The sequence below is a fragment of the Stenotrophomonas sp. 278 genome, from assembly GCF_003935715.1.
Lineage (GTDB): Bacteria > Pseudomonadota > Gammaproteobacteria > Xanthomonadales > Xanthomonadaceae > Stenotrophomonas > Stenotrophomonas maltophilia_AH.
Window position 1 is genome coordinate 1 of the sequence record NZ_RHPP01000022.1, and the last position, 15,273, is coordinate 15,273.

Annotated in this window: 9 protein-coding genes; 5 read left to right on the top strand and 4 right to left on the bottom strand. The window is 65.1% G+C overall.

What is annotated here, in order from left to right; genetic code table 11:
• The 5 genes from EGJ34_RS05750 to EGJ34_RS05770 all read left to right on the top strand — a co-directional run.
• Positions 1-2,571: TonB-dependent receptor (locus EGJ34_RS05750; protein ID WP_125359544.1), on the top strand; the 2,571-nt coding region annotated here is incomplete at its 5' end.
• A gap of 10 nt (positions 2,572-2,581) precedes the next feature.
• Entirely contained in the window at positions 2,582-3,472 is an 891-nt protein-coding gene (locus EGJ34_RS05755; RefSeq protein ID WP_125359545.1) for an endonuclease/exonuclease/phosphatase family protein, read from the top strand.
• Positions 3,472-6,789: a GH92 family glycosyl hydrolase gene (locus EGJ34_RS05760; RefSeq protein WP_125359546.1), complete on the top strand. Its 3,318-nt coding sequence runs from the start codon at positions 3,472-3,474 to the stop codon at positions 6,787-6,789. The genes EGJ34_RS05755 and EGJ34_RS05760 overlap by 1 nt, the downstream gene beginning before the upstream one ends.
• A gap of 185 nt (positions 6,790-6,974) precedes the next feature.
• The gene (locus tag EGJ34_RS05765; RefSeq protein ID WP_125359547.1) at positions 6,975-8,123 is read left to right on the top strand and encodes an MltA domain-containing protein; all 1,149 of its coding nucleotides are present in this window, start codon (positions 6,975-6,977) and stop codon (positions 8,121-8,123) included.
• Positions 8,124-8,181: 58 nt separating this feature from the next.
• A complete protein-coding gene (locus tag EGJ34_RS05770; protein ID WP_125359548.1) occupies positions 8,182-8,796 on the top strand; it encodes an energy transducer TonB in 615 nt (204 codons plus the stop codon).
• Positions 8,797-8,986: 190 nt separating this feature from the next.
• On the opposite strand, the gene EGJ34_RS05775 is transcribed toward EGJ34_RS05770, so the two are convergent.
• The 4 genes from EGJ34_RS05775 to EGJ34_RS05790 form a co-directional block, all read right to left on the bottom strand.
• Positions 8,987-11,356, bottom strand: coding sequence for a hybrid sensor histidine kinase/response regulator (locus EGJ34_RS05775; RefSeq protein WP_125359549.1), 2,370 nt, complete (start codon positions 11,354-11,356; stop codon positions 8,987-8,989).
• Complete coding sequence (locus tag EGJ34_RS05780) at positions 11,349-11,822, bottom strand: response regulator (RefSeq protein ID WP_125359550.1); 474 nt, start codon at positions 11,820-11,822, stop codon at positions 11,349-11,351. The genes EGJ34_RS05775 and EGJ34_RS05780 overlap by 8 nt, the downstream gene beginning before the upstream one ends.
• On the bottom strand, positions 11,819-14,053 hold the full coding sequence (locus EGJ34_RS05785) for an ATP-binding protein (RefSeq protein ID WP_125359551.1): 2,235 nt from the start codon (positions 14,051-14,053) through the stop codon (positions 11,819-11,821). The genes EGJ34_RS05780 and EGJ34_RS05785 overlap by 4 nt, the downstream gene beginning before the upstream one ends.
• Before the next feature lie 163 nt (positions 14,054-14,216).
• Entirely contained in the window at positions 14,217-14,777 is a 561-nt protein-coding gene (locus EGJ34_RS05790; RefSeq protein ID WP_125359552.1) for a fasciclin domain-containing protein, read from the bottom strand.
• Positions 14,778-15,273: the final 496 nt, after the last annotated feature.

The window sequence follows — 15,273 nt, forward strand, 5'->3', positions numbered from 1 at the left end:
GCCGCAGCCCGTCCGGGCACCGCCGCCGACGCGACCACGCTCGACGCGCTGCAGGTGACCGCCAGCGCCGGGATCACCGCCACGGCCGTCGACGCCAAGCGGCGCTCGTCGGTGCTGGTGGACTCCATCGACCAGGAGAGCATCCAGGTCACCAGCCAGGAAAACTCCATCGCCCAACGCCTGGTGGTGGCACCCGGCGTCAGCCTGATGCGCGACGAAGACCAGCCGCGCTACGTCACCGTGCGCGGCATCGCCGCCAATCTCAACAGCACCACGCTCGACGGCATCACCATGGCCTCGGTCGGCGATGAAGGCGGCGGCGAGCGCAAGATCAACCTGCAGCTGATTCCGAACGACATCGCCGCGCGCATCGACATCTTCAAGACCTTCAGCGCCGAGCAGAACCCGGACAGCATCGGTGCCGGCATCAATCTGGTCAGCGGCAGCGCGTTCGACAAGCCGCGCAACTCGCTGCATGTGGACGGCAGCGTCAATTATCATGCGCTGAGCAACGATGACGGCCACAACAGCCTCTCGCAGACGACCGACCGCTGGGGCAGTGGCCTCAGCGGCACGTACAGCACCACCTTCGGCAGCAGCGACCAGTTCGGCATCACCTTGTCGGCCCGCAACCAGGACTTCCAGACCTCGCAGAACAAGCTCTTCCAGAGTTCGCAGCAGTTCTTCGACGACCAGGGCAACTACATCACCGGTCCGCTGCCGGAGCAGGGCTGGAACGGCATGTCCGCGCCGAACAACTTCGCCTACTACGCCGACAACCGCTGGATCCGCACCTACGGTGGCTCCGCCAAGCTGGAATGGATGCCCAGCGACAGCCCCTTCCGTGCCTCGGTGCTGATGTACAACTACGGCATGGAAGAGCGCCGCACCGAGAACGGCTACGAGTTCATCACCCAGCGCAACGTCACCGACCAGACCCCAGTGTCCGGTACCAAGGGCATCGATTCGCTCAATGTCATCTTCGAAAACAAGGTCTGGGCCCGCAACAACCGTGGCGTGCTCGGTGGCATCGAGTGGGAGCAGGACAACCAGTGGCTGGCCCTGCGCGGCGGCTACACCCGTGATCGCATCAACGCGCACGGCCGCAGCACCCGCCTCACCGCCAAGCCGGTCGGCCAGAGCCTCACCTATGCCTCCCCGGGCGTAGGAGAGATCTACAACATCACCGGCCTGAGCGACCCGGGCATCATCGACAGCGCCCGTTACGACCTCAACAGCGCCAACGAGTCGCAGACCTACGGTACCGCCGAAGTACGTGATGTGCGCCTGGACCATCGCTGGAACGTCGGCCCGGATGCACGCGGCTTCGGCATCGCCAGCGGCCTGGAGTACAAGCGCCTGGAAGTGGAGAGCGACATCACCCGCCGCAACAACGTGGCCGGCGGTGACTTCAGCGACTACCTGTACCAGCCGGGCTTCCGCTATCCGAAGTCGCAGTACGCGCTGCCGTTCTTCGACTACCACGCCTTCATGGGCAACGGTGGCTGGGACGCGCTGCCGGTGGACCAGACCGGCTCCACCTACTCCAGCCTGGCTTCGGACTTCCGCTATCTGGAAACGGTCAAGAACGCCTACGTCTCGTTCCACTACAGCACCGACTTCATCGAAGCCGTGGCCGGCGTGCGCTACGACGACACTACGTTTACCGCCCACACCCCGGCCATCACGGCGGGCGTGGTGACCGGTACCGGCCGCAACGGCGGTGGTTATGACAACCTGCTGCCCTCGCTGAACCTCACCGCCCACCTGCGCGAGGACATGAACCTGCGCTTCAGCGCCAGCAAGACCCTGGGTCGCCCGATCCCGTCCAACATCGCCCAGGCTGAAGTAGTGAACTGCGATGGCGACAGCGGCGACTGCACCATCTCGCGTGGCAACCCCGACCTGAAGCCGCAGCGCTCCACCAACTTCGACCTGTCGCTGGAAAAGTACTTCAACGACGGCCGTGGCTACGCCTCGTTGGCCGTGTTCCACAAGGACATCAGCGACAACATTGCCGGCATCACCACCGAGTTCACCGACGACCAGGGCCGCGTGACCAGCATCAACACGCCGCAGAACCTGGAAGATTCCAGCGTGCGTGGTGTCGAGCTGTCGCTGATCAACCGCGACATGGTGCTGGGCCAGCACCGATTCGACGTACTGTTCAATGCCGCGCAGATGGACGGTGAAATGGTCTACCGCTGGACCGGTGGCGAACGCACCATTCACCAGCTGGCCTCGCAGCCCAAGACCATCGCCAACCTGGGCATCACCTGGCATATGCCGTGGTTGAACACCAGCCTGACCGTCAGCGAGAACTACACCGGCAAACACATCTTCACCATCGGGGCCAACAGCTGGCAGGATCGTGGTTTCCGCTCGCGCTATGTGACCGACGTTTCGCTGAAAACCCGCATCAATGACAAGTGGTCGCTCGGCCTGACCGCCGCCAACCTGTTCGGCGAAGACCAGTATCAGACCGTCGGCGACAACTTTGAATACATGCGCAACCTCAACAACTACGGTCCCACCTATGCGCTGCACGTCAGCTACGACCTGAACCCGTAAGGACTTCGCCATGACCGCACATCGCCTGCGTGCTCTGTTTGCTCCACTTCTGATCGTACTTGTAGTCGGCGTGCTGTCGGCGTGTGCATCATCCCCCCGCCCGGTTGCGGCGGGGGAGGCGGCCGCGTTGCGGGTGATGACCTTCAACGTGCGCTACGCCTCGCCCAATGATGGGGTGAACCTGTGGGAGAACCGCCGCGCCCTGACCTTGAAGACCATCGTCGACCAGCAGCCCGACCTGATCGGCATGCAGGAGCTGCTGCTCGGACAGGCCACCTGGCTGGACCAGCAGCTGCCGCACCACGCCTGGTTCGGCAAAGGCCGCAATGGCAACGAGGTGGACGGCAACGGCAACGAGCACATGGGGCTGTTCTACGACACCCGCCGGCTGACACTGCTGCGACAGGGTGACTTCTGGTACTCGGAGACACCCGATGTACCCGGCAGCGCCAACTTCGATGGCCCGATGCCGCGCATGGCCACCTGGGGGGAGTTCGAGGACACGCGCAACGGTAAGCGCTTCTTCCTGTTCAACACCCACCTGCCGCACACCGACGCTGCCGAAGCCCTGCGCGAGCGCTGCGCGCGGCTGCTGCTGGCCCGCATCCGGCAGCTGGCGGGTGATGCACCGGTGGTGGTGACCGGTGACTTCAATGCGCACCCCGACGGTCCGACACACAAGCTGCTGACCGCACAGCTGTCCGATGCCTGGGAACAGGCTCCGCAGCGCAGCGGCCCGGAGAAGACCGCGCATGCGTTCACCGGAAATCCGGACGCGCGCATCGACTGGGTGCTGTTCCGCCAGTTCGGCATCCGCTCGGTGCATTCGGTGGATGACCACGAGGGTCCGCTGTACCCGTCCGACCACTACCCGGTGGTCGCTGAACTGACGTGGCTGTGATGCGAGTACGTTGCCTGCTGCCCGCGCTGGGCCTGATCGCCGCCACGTCCACGGTACACGCCGCGTCGGCAGGCTTTGCCACCTCCTTCGAGCCCGGGCAGGCGGCGGTGCAGGACACCCGCGGTGCGCTGCAGCTGCGCGCCGGCACTGGCCCGAAGCAGCCGTACGCGGCCAAGGCCGACGCTGGCTACACCGGCCTGCATGCCCTGGAATACCGGGGCAGTGGCCGTCAGCGCCTGTTCGATGTGGATGTGCGGATCGAGACCGACACCACGTTGTACTGGTCGGTGCTGCCGGAGATCGTCGACGGCGATACCGTGGCCTCCACCTACGCATCAGTGGATGCGGTGCTGGACGATGGCACGCGCCTGTCCGGCCTGTCGGTGCGCGATCAGCACGGAGTAGGGCTCGGTGCCACCGCGCAGGGCGAGTCCAGAACGCTTTACCCGCAGCAGTGGGCCTACAAGCAGGTGCGTCTGGGCGACGTGCCCGCCCTGCGTGGCAAGCGCGTGGTGGCACTGGAACTGGAGGTGCAGCCGAAGCAGGGCGGCTCGGCGCAGGGCTGGCTGGACGACGTAGGCGTGCAGTCGATCGCCCAAGCCGTGCGCCGCCGCCCCAGCGACTGGGTGGTGACCACGCGCGGCACCCAGTCCAACGGGCGTTTCTCGCGCGGCAACAACATTCCCGCCGTGGCCGTGCCGCACGGCTTCAACTTCTGGACCCCGGCCACCAACGCCGGCTCGCTGTCCTGGCTGTATGCCTGGAACGAGCACAACGACGCCGCCAACCGGCCGCGTCTGCAGGCGTTCTCGCTCAGCCACCAGCCCAGTCCGTGGATGGGCGATCGCCAGACCTTCCAGGTGATGCCGTCCAGCACGCGCGGCGTGCCCGAGGCGGATCGGGTAGCACGCAGCCTCGCATTCGATCGTGCCGACGAAGTGGCGCGCCCGCATGAGTACCGGCTGCGCTTCGACAACGGCATTACCGCCGCGCTTGCTCCAACCGACCACGCCGCCGTGTTCGAGTTCGGCTTCCCGGCTGACGGCGACGCCAACCTGCTGTTCGACAACGTCGATGCGCGCGGCGGCCTGACCCTGGACGAGAAGACCGGCACGCTGAGTGGCTACACCGATGTGCGCAGCGGCCTGTCCACCGGCGCGACGCGCATGTTCGTTTACGCACGCTTCGACCAGCCGTGGCAGCGTAGCGGTCTGATCGATACCGGCCGTCCCACTGGCTACATCAAGTTCGCATCCGGCACCCGTACTGTGACGATGCGCATGGCAACCTCGCTGATCTCGCTGGATCAGGCCCGCCACAATCTGGAACTGGAAGTCGCGGCAGACGACAGCCAGGCCACGGTGGCCGCGCGCGCCGCTGACCAGTGGGACGCACTGCTCGGCCGTGTGCAGGTGGACGGTGCCAGCGAAGACCAGCGCATTACGCTGTACTCCAATCTCTACCGCCTGTACCTGTATCCCAACTCCGGCTCGGAGAACGCCGGCAGCGCGGGCGCGCCCGATTGGCGCTATGCCAGCCAGAACAGCGGCTCCTCCGATAACGCGCAGGGCAACGCCACCCGCAGCTTCGCGCCCGTCCGCGATGGCAGGGTGCTGGTCAACAATGGCTTCTGGGACACGTTCCGCACCGTGTGGCCAGCCTACGGCCTGCTCACCCCGGACCATGCCGGCAACCTCATCGATGGTTTCCTGGAGCAGTACCGCGCCGGCGGCTGGGTCGCCCGCTGGTCCTCGCCCGGCTATGCCGACCTGATGGTGGGCACAAGCTCGGATGTCGCCTTCGCCGATGCCTGGGCCAAGGGCATCAGCGGCTTCGATATCCCGTTGGCGTATCAAGCGGCGCTGAAGAACGCCACGGTGATGCCGCCGGACCGCCACGTCGGGCGCAAGGGCATGGCCCATTCGACGTTTGACGGCTACATGAGCACTGACATCGACGGCGGCATGTCGTGGACGATGGAAAGCGCGCTCAACGACTTCGGCATCGCGCAGATGGCTGCGGGGCTGGCCGCATCCGCGCAGGACCCGACCCTGCAGCGCCGCTACGCGGACGAGGCCGCGTACTTCGGCTACCGCGCCGCCAGCTACGCCACCGTGTTTGATTCCAGTGTCGGATTCTTCCAGGGCCGCAACCGCGCAGGGCAGTGGCGCGTACCCGCCGCCGACTACAACCCGAAGGTGTGGGCCAACGACTACACCGAGTCCAACGGCTGGACGTTTGCTTTCACCGCCCCCCAGGACGGCAACGGCCTGCTGTCCCTGTACGGCGGCCGCCAGGCGCTCGCCGACAAGCTGGACGCGTTCTTCAGCACGCCGGAAACCGCCGACATAAAGCTCTCTGGACCGCGCGGCTACCTCATCCACGAGATGACCGAGGCCCGCGATGTGCGCATGGGCATGTACGCACACAGCAACCAGCCGGCGCACCACATTCCGTGGATGTACCTGTACGCCGGGCAGCCCTGGAAGACCCAGCGCATCGTACGCGACGTGCTGGACCGCCTGTACCTCGGCAGCGAGATCGGCCAGGGCTATCCGGGCGATGAGGACAACGGCGAGATGTCGGCCTGGTACGTGCTGGCATCCATGGGGCTGTATCCACTGCGTATGGGCTCGCCGGACTATGTGATCGGCGCACCGTTGTTTGAGCGCTTCACCCTGGACCTTCCTGAGGGCAGACAGCTGCGCATCCATGCGCGCAATGCTGGTCGCGGGAATCCGTACGTGCAGTCGCTGCGGGTGAATGGAAAGGCGTGGACCAAGACGTGGATTCCACATCGGCTGCTGGCGCAGGGAGCCACGCTGGAGTTCGTGATGGGCCCCAGGCCCTCAGCGTGGGGCAGTCGTGTTGAGGACGCACCGCCGTCGCTGACCCCTACCGGTCACGCACCGGAGACGCTGGTGGATGTGATCGATGCCAGCGCCAAGGTCACCGCCACTTCGCTGGCCGCGCCTGACGCGTTGACCGACAACGACGCGCGTACTGCGCTTGCGTTGCGCGGTGAGCCGATTGAAGTAACGGTGGCACTGGCCGCGCCGGCGCAGCCGACGTTCTACACGCTCACCAGCGCCGAGCGGCCCATCGCGGCGGCCAGCTGGGCATTGCAGGGCAGCACCGACGGCGCGCAGTGGCAGACGCTGGATGCTCGCGAAGGTGAAGCGTTCGAGTGGGGGCACCAGACTCGGCCATTCAAGATCTCGGAGCCCGGGCGCTTCGGACACTACCGGCTGCGGATCAGCACGCCGGGCCGGGTGGAGTTCGCCGAGTTCGAGTTGCTGCAGCCGGCACCCCGGTGACGCGCGTGGCGCGTCACTACACGGCGCGCATGGCTGGACTGGCGTAGAGCCACGCCCTGCGTGGCTTCGACCCACCCGGACGCCCCGTAGTGACGCGCCATGCGCGCCATCGCGGCGCCTGACGCGCCCGCACCCACACGTCGTCGCCATACAATCAAGGGTTCAAGCCGACAAGCAGAGATCCCATGAAGGTCCAGCGCCCCATCTACGCCCTCGTGGCCCTCGCCCTCCTGGCCGGCTGCACCACCAACGGCCCGCGCACCGATGCACCGGCCACCCCCAAACCGACCACCAGCCCCTACGCCAAGGCCACCTGGTCCGCCCTCCCTGCCGTTTCCGACACCGACCTGCAAGCCGGCTTCACCGCCTGGCGCAGCGCGTGCACCCGCTTGAAGTCGGACGCCACCTGGGGCCCGATCTGCACCAAGGCCCCGGCGGCCACCGCCAGCGCCGCCGACATCCGCACCTTCCTGCAATCAAACCTGGACGTCTACGCCCTGCGTGCCGGCGGCCACAAAGCCGATGGCCTGATCACCGGCTACTACGAACCCGTCTACGCCGGCAGCCTTACCCGTACCGCCACGGCCACCGTGCCGGTGTACGGCGTGCCCACTGACATGGTCAGCGTGCAGCTGGACAGCCTCTACCCCGAGCTCAAGGGCAAGCGCCTGCGCGGCCGCGTCGAAGGCCGCGTGCTCAAGCCCTATGACGACGCCGCCACCATCAGCGCCAAGGGAGCCAAGGCTCCGGTACTGGCCTGGCTGACCCACCCGATGGATCTGCAGTTCCTGCAGATCCAGGGCTCCGGTCGCATCCGCCTGGCCGACGGCCGCCAGCTGCGCATCGCCTACGCCGACCAGAACGGCCACCCCTACCGCCCGATCGGCCGCTGGTTGGTCGAGCAGGGCGAGCTGAAGAAGGAAGACGTCACCATGGATGCCATCCGCCAGTGGGCCGAAGCCCATCCGTCACGCGTGCCCGAGCTGCTGGCCAGCAACCCCAGCTACGTGTTCTTCACCGAAGGCCCGGCCGGCGACGAAGGCCCACGCGGTTCGCTCAACGTACCGCTCACCGCCGGCTACAGCGTCGCCGTGGACCGCACCGTGGTACCGCTGGGCAGCCTGCTGTGGCTGTCCACCACCCGCCCCGACGGCAGCCCGGTGGTCCGCCCGGTCGCCGCGCAGGACACCGGCGGTGCCATCGCCGGCGAAGTACGTGCCGACCTCTACTGGGGCACCGGCGACGCCGCCGGCAAGCTCGCCGGCGACATGAAGCAGAAGGGCAACCTGTGGATGCTCTGGCCGAAGGGCACGCCTTTACCTACGAACCAGTAACCGTAGAGCCACGCCCTGCATGGCTGCTCCAATCCCGCAATGACCATGGATGTCTTGAATGCGCGCTGTTCTCACCACGCTACTCGTCGCACTGCTGCTGTCTCTGCCCACGGCGCTTGCCCAGCAGGGCTTCAAGCCCTTCGTATTTCCACAAAGACTGGAACCAGGTACGAAGTACTATCCAGCTGAACTTGCCGAAACAGGTGCACAAGGTTCGACCGTGATCAAAGTCACGAGGGACCCTGATCACTATCTCGTCGATCCCGTCGTGGTCACCTCCTCCAAGTCCAAGGTTCTCGACGATCTGGCGCTGCGCTACGTCAGGGATTCGAAGCTGAGAGCCAGTGAGGACGGCGATCCGGAAGTTGAACTGCATGTTTCCGTGATTTTCGCGCGTGACACCGAAATCACCCTGGAGCAGAAAACCTGCGCGCAGTTCAATACTGATCTTGCGTTTACCCGAGGCAACGATCCGCGAAGTGACGCGGGCCGCGTTCACGCCTACATGCTCGGCACGGGTCTCATGATGTTCGGGCCAGGCGCTACCTACGAGAGGACGTCGATGATTTCCCTCAACTTGAGGATTCTTGCGCACCTGATAGAGGAGAAGTGCGCTGCATCTCCGGAAGCAAAGTTCTTCGAGACACTCAAGGGGTTCATCCCGCAGGAGTGATCCCAGCAACGATCTGCGACCGACTCTGACCTGTCCTATTGCTCCGTCGAGCCACGCCCTTGAGGTCATCCCCAGCTACCTCGTGACCGGCATCCGCCTGTTCATCGCGCGGTTGACACGCATGGCGTGTCACTACGGGTCATGTACCACGCAGGGCGTGGTACCTACGGGATTCGCATGCTGCGCCCGATCAGGGCGCTAACGCCGACCGGATCGCACCGGCCAGATCACTGCGGGTAAATGGCTTGGCCAGAATCGTGCTCTGCCGCCCGATCGCGCCGCTGGCATCAATGTCACGCGGATATCCGGAGGTAAACAACACCTTCAACTCCGGTTCCTGCTGCAACGCCCGCTTGGCAAGCTCCCAGCCTGACATTCCCGGCATCACGATGTCCGAGAACAACAGGTTCACGCTGACATCGTGGCGTTCCAGCAGACGCATGGCCGATTCGCCATCGTGCGCCTCCAGCACCCGGTAGCCCAGCTGGCGCAGGGTGTCCACGGTATAGGCGCGCACGTCGTCATTGTCTTCAGCCACCAGCACGGTGGTTTCAGGCAGCGGCTCGTAGCCGCCCAGTGCCGAGGCCTCCACCGGGCGATCCGTCGGCAGTGGTGCGGTCGAACGCGGAAACAGCAGCGTGATCGACGTGCCCACGCCTTCCACCGAGTCCATCAGCACATGCCCGCCGGACTGCTTGGCAAAGCCATACACCATGGAAAGCCCCAACCCGGTACCGCGCCCGACCTCCTTGGTGGTGAAGAACGGCTCAAACACGCGTGCCATGGTCTCGGCCGACATGCCGGTGCCGCTGTCCTTCACCCGCACCATCGCGTATTGGCCAGGGCGCACGTCCGGATGGCGGGTGGTGACATCGTCATCCAGATGCACGTTGTCCACTTCAATGGTCAGACGACCGCCGTGTGGCATCGCATCGCGCGCATTGACGGCCAGGTTGAGCACCGAAGCTTCCAGCTGGCTGGGGTCGATCTCCACGCACCAGATGTCCGGGCTGTTCACCACTTCCAGCTGCACCAGCTCGCCCAGCGAGCGCTGCAGCATGTCACGCATGCCGTCGACCTGGGCGTTCAGATCGACCGGCAGGTTCTTCAACGGCTGGCGGCGAGAGAACGCCAGCAGACGCTGGGTGACGTTGGCTGCACGCATCACACCCTTCAGCGCGTTGTCCAATGCACGCGAGGACCCTTCGGCCACGTCGCCCAGACGCTCGGTGAGCATCTTGGCGTACTCCACGTTGCCGGCCACCACGGTAAGAATGTTGTTGAAGTCGTGCGCGATGCCGCCGGTCAGCTGACCCACCGCTTCGATCTTCTGGCTCTGCCGCAATGCCGCTTCGGCTTGGCGGCGTGCCGTGGTTTCAGACGCCTCGGACACCACGGCGGTGATGTGCCCCTGGTGGTCCTGCAGCGGCCGGAACGAGAACTCAAAGTTGCGCTTGCCGGTGGGCAGCTGCAGTTCCAGTTCATGCCGCGAGGGCTTGCCCGCCGCGGCCTGCAGTACTGCCTCGCACACAACGCGCGGTGCACCCTCGGTGCCCGCGAACCATGCGGATTCGTAGAACAGCTGCCCGCGCACCTCGGCCTTGCTCGCCAGAATGGCCGACAGCGAGGCCGAATTGGTATCGATGATGTGCCCGTCGGTGCTCAGCAGTGTCTGATGCTGGAAGCTGGACTCAAACAGCGCCTGCAGCCGGCTGTCGCTCTGGTGCAGCGCGGACGTACGCTCGTCTACCTGGCGTTCCAGCGCGGCATTGTTGGCGCGCAGCGCGGCCTGTGCCTGCTTCAGCTCGGTGATGTCGCGGGCCATGGCGTAGTAGCCCAGCACCTCGCCGCTCCCGCTGATTTCCGGCACCAGGTCCACCTGCGCATGGCGGGTCGTCCCGCCGCGCTTGGGCATGCTGGTTTCAAAACTCACGCGTTCGCCCTGCAGCGCCCGGTCCAGATAGGGCTGCACGTCGTCCATGCTCGGCTGGCCGATCATCTCGCCGGCGCGTTTGCCGATCACCGTCTCCGGTGCATGGCCGTACCAGTCCTGATAGGCCTGGTTGACGAACTGGTAGCGATGTTCCCGATCCAGGTGTGAAATCAGCGCCGGCAGCGAATCGGTGATCAGCTTCAACCGCTGCTCCACCCGCACCAGCTTCTGGCGCTCCTCGCTCTCGGCAATCGCACGCACCACTGCGTCAGGCAGGCGCTGCAGGCGGGACTTCACCACATAGTCGCGCGCGCCGCGCTTGAGCGCCTGCACCGCCAGCTCTTCGGTCAGCGTGCCCGAAACAAAGATGAAAGGCGTCAGCGGGGCAAGCTCGCAGGCCAGGGTCAGCGCCGTATCGCCGTCGAACCCTGGCAGCACGTGGTCGGCCAGAATCACATCAAAGCTGCGCTGCTGCAGCGCCTCGCACATACCTTCATGCGACCAGGTGCGCTCGGTACTGAACGACAGGCCGGCGCGTTCAAGCTGCGCGGTAATGAGTTCCGCATCCAGTGCGCTGTCTTCGACCATCAGAATCCGGATGGTCCGGGGTAGGGCACCTTCAGCCATCTTTTCGACTCTTTGCGCCAAACAGGGTGCCCTGCGGTGGCGGTTGGTTGGTGATGCCCCAGAACATGCCCAGGCCCTGGATGGCTTCCAGGAACTCCTTGAAGTCCACCGGCTTCACCACGAAGGCATTCACGCCCAGCTCGTAGCTGCTGACCAGATCGCTTTCCTCGCGCGACGAGGTCAGCATCACCACCGGCGTGCTGCTGATATTGGCGTCGTTGCGGATTTCCTGCAGCACTTCCAGCCCGTTGAGCTTGGGCAGCTTCAGGTCCAGCAGCACCACCACCGGGCCACCGTGGTTCATGCCGGCGTACTTGCCCTGGCTCCGCAGGTATTGCAGCGCTTCCACGCCGTCGCGCACGTGCGCCACTTCGTTCAGCAGCTGGCAGCGGGCCAGGGCGGCCATGGTCAGTTCGGCGTCGTTGGGGTTGTCCTCAACAAGCAGAATTGGCCGAAGGTCTTTCATGCGGGGTCTCCATGCTGCAGGGGGATCGTAAAGTAAATCGTGGCACCCACGCCCACTTCGCCGTGGGCCCAGACGCGGCCGCCGTGGCGGGTGATGATGCGGTGCACGTTGGCCAGGCCAATGCCCGTGCCTTCAAATTCGTCGGCGTGGTGCAGGCGCTGGAACACGCCGAACAGCTTGTCCACGTAGCGCATGTCGAAGCCACAGCCGTTGTCCTTCACGAAGAACACGTCTTCGGTGTCGGTGCGCTCATGGCCGATCTCGATGGCCGGCGCTTCAGTATCCCGGGTGAACTTCAGGGCATTGGACAGCAGGTTCTGCCACACCAGACGGAGCATGCCCGGGTCGGCCTCCACCTTGGGCATCGGCGCAATCGTCCACTGGATGGTGCGACCTTCCGCTTCCATGTCCAGGGTGCGGCGTACGTCCTCCACCAAGGTTCCCATCTCCATGTTGATCTGGCCCATGGTCGACCGGCCCATCTGCGAGAAGCTGAGCAGGTCGTCCACCAGACGACCGGCTGATTTTGCCGACTCGACGATGGTGTCGACGAATCGCTTCTCTGAATTGTTCAGCTTCTCCCCGGCCGAGGACCACAGCAGCTCCGAGTACCCCACGATGTGGCGGAACGGCGCACGCAGGTCATGGCTGACCGAGTACGAGAACGCCTCCAGCTCCTTGTTGCTGCGGACCAGCTGCTCGTTGAGCGCGGCCATCTCCTCGGCCTTGCGCAACACGATGTCCACGATGGCGGTGCGCAGTTCCAGCGCGGCGTCCACGTCCACCTCGTTCCATGGCAGCGACTGCTGCTGCACGGTCTCCTTCCAGCTTTCAAACGAGGTACGGGGTGACAGCGGCCCGGTCACTTCCTTGCGCGGGTCGCCGCCCCAGCGCACCGTGCGCACCACCTCCGGTCGGAACCAGATCACGTAGCTGTCGTGCACCTGCGAGATGGAGATCGCCAGCACGCCACTGGCCACGCCGCTGAAAGCCGCAGCTTCTTTCCAGCGCGCAGCGAGCGAATCGGTATGGAACAGATCCCCTTCGTGCGGTTGCACGGCCAGCCACTGCACCAGCGACATCACCTGCGTCCGGGTCGGGCATTGCCCGTGCAGCAGGCACTGCCCACGATGCACGATGGCCGCGCCGTTGGAGTGGGTCAGCGCAAGCAGGCTCTGGGAATCCCGGCCGAGCGCACTCATGAAGTCGGTATCGCCGGCCATCTGGCCCAGCAGCCGTACCTGGATGGCCCGGCGCGCAATGCGCTGTTCCACGCTCAGGGCGCGTTCCTTCACCGAGATCTGCAGAGACAGGATCTGGCCGATGAACTCACACGCCGTGCGCACGTGATACGGCACCCGTTTCGGCTCTTGGTTGTGGCAGGAGATCAGCCCCCACAGCTCGCCTTCGCGCAACAGCGAAACCGACATCGAAGCGCCCGTACCCATGTTGCGCATGTACTGCAGGTGCACCGGCGAGACGCTGCGCAGCATCACCGGACTCAGGTCGGTCGGCGCGGCCTCGGCGCGCTCGGCCGAGCGTAGCAGCGGCACGGGTTCGTAGTTGCTGTCGGCAATCAGCCGTACCCGGTTCTGACGGTACAGGGCACGGGCCTGGGCGGGGATGTCCGACTCCGGGAAGCGCAGGTCCATGTAGGAGGGCAGCACTTCGTTGCGCTGCTCGGCCACCACCGCACCGTTCCAGTCCTTGTCGAACTGGTAGACCAGGGTCCGGTCGAAGCCGGTGAGCTCACAGATCAGCTCCGCCGCCCGCTGGCATAGCTCAGTGGTGGTGCCCAGCCGCTCGATCGCGGCCATGAACTGGCGGATCTGCGGGTACAGATCTTCCAGCGAGCCCGGCTCGCCGGGCACGGACTGCTCCAGCTCCACCATCAGGGTGTCGCCCACCCGGTGGCCCAGTACCTGGTGGGTACCCACCCCCTCGATATGGTGCGCCCCGAGGAAGCGCGTGGTATCCGGAGCAAGCTCGGCGATGACGCTGCGGCAGGGGGCCAGTGTGCCGCCCAGCACCACCTCGACCGGCTGACCCAGCGGGTCGCCGTAGGCTTCCAGCACGGCGGACAGGGACACTGCCCGCTCGATCACCACCAGCGAAGCCGGGTCCAGCACCAGCAGCATGCCGTAGGGCTGGATGGCCCCCGGGGTACGAATGGGTTCGCGCGCGCACGCGGAAAGGTCCAGGGCGCTCTCGCTGGGAGTTCCGTTCGACATGCCTACAACCACAGTCACAAAGGCATAGCTTCGCACACCCGGGCACCCATTCATGTGTACGCCGACCGCGCCCTCCTCGGTAGAGCCGGGCTTGCCCGGCTCCCCGACGCCCGAACGGAGCCCACCACATCGATGGGCTCCGCCAGGCCTCCAATCCCAAGCCTTACTTGGGCATCAGCACACCATCCACCACATGCACCACCCCATTGGACTGCTTCACATCGGCCGTGGTCACCGACGCCTTGCCGCCCTTTGCATCCACCACCCACACCTTCCCATCCTGGAGCTTCACCGTCAGCGCCTCACCCTGTACGGTCTTGAGCGTGCTGGTGCCGCCGCTGCTGCGGGCTGCAGCGGTCAGCTGGGTCGAGGTATATGTCCCTGGGACCACGTGATAGGTCAGCAGCTTGGTCAGCTTCGCCTTGTTCTCAGGCTTCAGCAGCGTATCGACCGTTCCCGCGGGCAGTTTCTCGAAGGCCTGGTTGCTAGGGGCGAATACGGTGAACGGGCCCTTGCCACTCAGGGTTTCCACCAGCCCGGCGGCCTTGACCGCCGCAACCAGCGTGCTGAGATCCTTCGCAGCGGAGGCGTTCTCCACAATGGTCTTGTTGGCGTACATCGGCGCGCCGCCCACCATGGGGTTGTCGGCGGCGAACACCGACGGTGCGGCACAGGCCACTGCAATACCTGCAGCAAGGGCAAGGCGTTGAATCTGGCTACGCATGTTCGTGTCCTCGTTCGTTGGATGCAGGCGGTGCCTGCGGTGGACGTGCCGATGGGAACTGGATCGCGGCGCGTTGTGAACGTCTCTACGTTCGGTACAGCCAGAACGGATGCACGCCATGGGGGCCAGAATTTTGAATACGTTCAATCGAATCTACGGGATGTGAGGGAGGCCGCCCGCACTTCGGTTCGTTTGCGACTCACGCGTACCACGCTCGCACCAATCGCCAACCCCGTCACACATGGCGCAACAACCCCGGCATACCGCGCAAATTGCGACATCTTCTGTCTATAGCCGCCCGTTGTTGGCAACATCCCCCACACCGGCCCTATCATCCAAACCAAGCCGCAACCTCCTGCGAATCCATCTGATGCAGGGTGTGCCTTCGGAGCTTGAAATCTCCTCAACGGTCCAATGTGTGACTTCCCGCGTCGGGAGGGTGATGGAATACAACACCCCTGTGGGGAATACGTCACGTCGCGTTTGGATCGTAGAG

Excerpts from the sequence above, each read along its gene's own strand:
- EGJ34_RS05755 (WP_125359545.1), top strand. The coding sequence starts at position 2,582 with ATGACCGCACATCGCCTGCGTGCTCTGTTTGCTCCACTTCTGATCGTA.
- EGJ34_RS05760 (WP_125359546.1), top strand. The coding sequence starts at position 3,472 with ATGCGAGTACGTTGCCTGCTGCCCGCGCTGGGCCTGATCGCCGCCACG.
- EGJ34_RS05765 (WP_125359547.1), top strand. The coding sequence starts at position 6,975 with ATGAAGGTCCAGCGCCCCATCTACGCCCTCGTGGCCCTCGCCCTCCTG.
- EGJ34_RS05770 (WP_125359548.1), top strand. The coding sequence starts at position 8,182 with ATGCGCGCTGTTCTCACCACGCTACTCGTCGCACTGCTGCTGTCTCTG.
- EGJ34_RS05775 (WP_125359549.1), bottom strand. The coding sequence starts at position 11,356 with ATGGCTGAAGGTGCCCTACCCCGGACCATCCGGATTCTGATGGTCGAA.
- EGJ34_RS05780 (WP_125359550.1), bottom strand. The coding sequence starts at position 11,822 with ATGAAAGACCTTCGGCCAATTCTGCTTGTTGAGGACAACCCCAACGAC.
- EGJ34_RS05785 (WP_125359551.1), bottom strand. The coding sequence starts at position 14,053 with ATGTCGAACGGAACTCCCAGCGAGAGCGCCCTGGACCTTTCCGCGTGC.
- EGJ34_RS05790 (WP_125359552.1), bottom strand. The coding sequence starts at position 14,777 with ATGCGTAGCCAGATTCAACGCCTTGCCCTTGCTGCAGGTATTGCAGTG.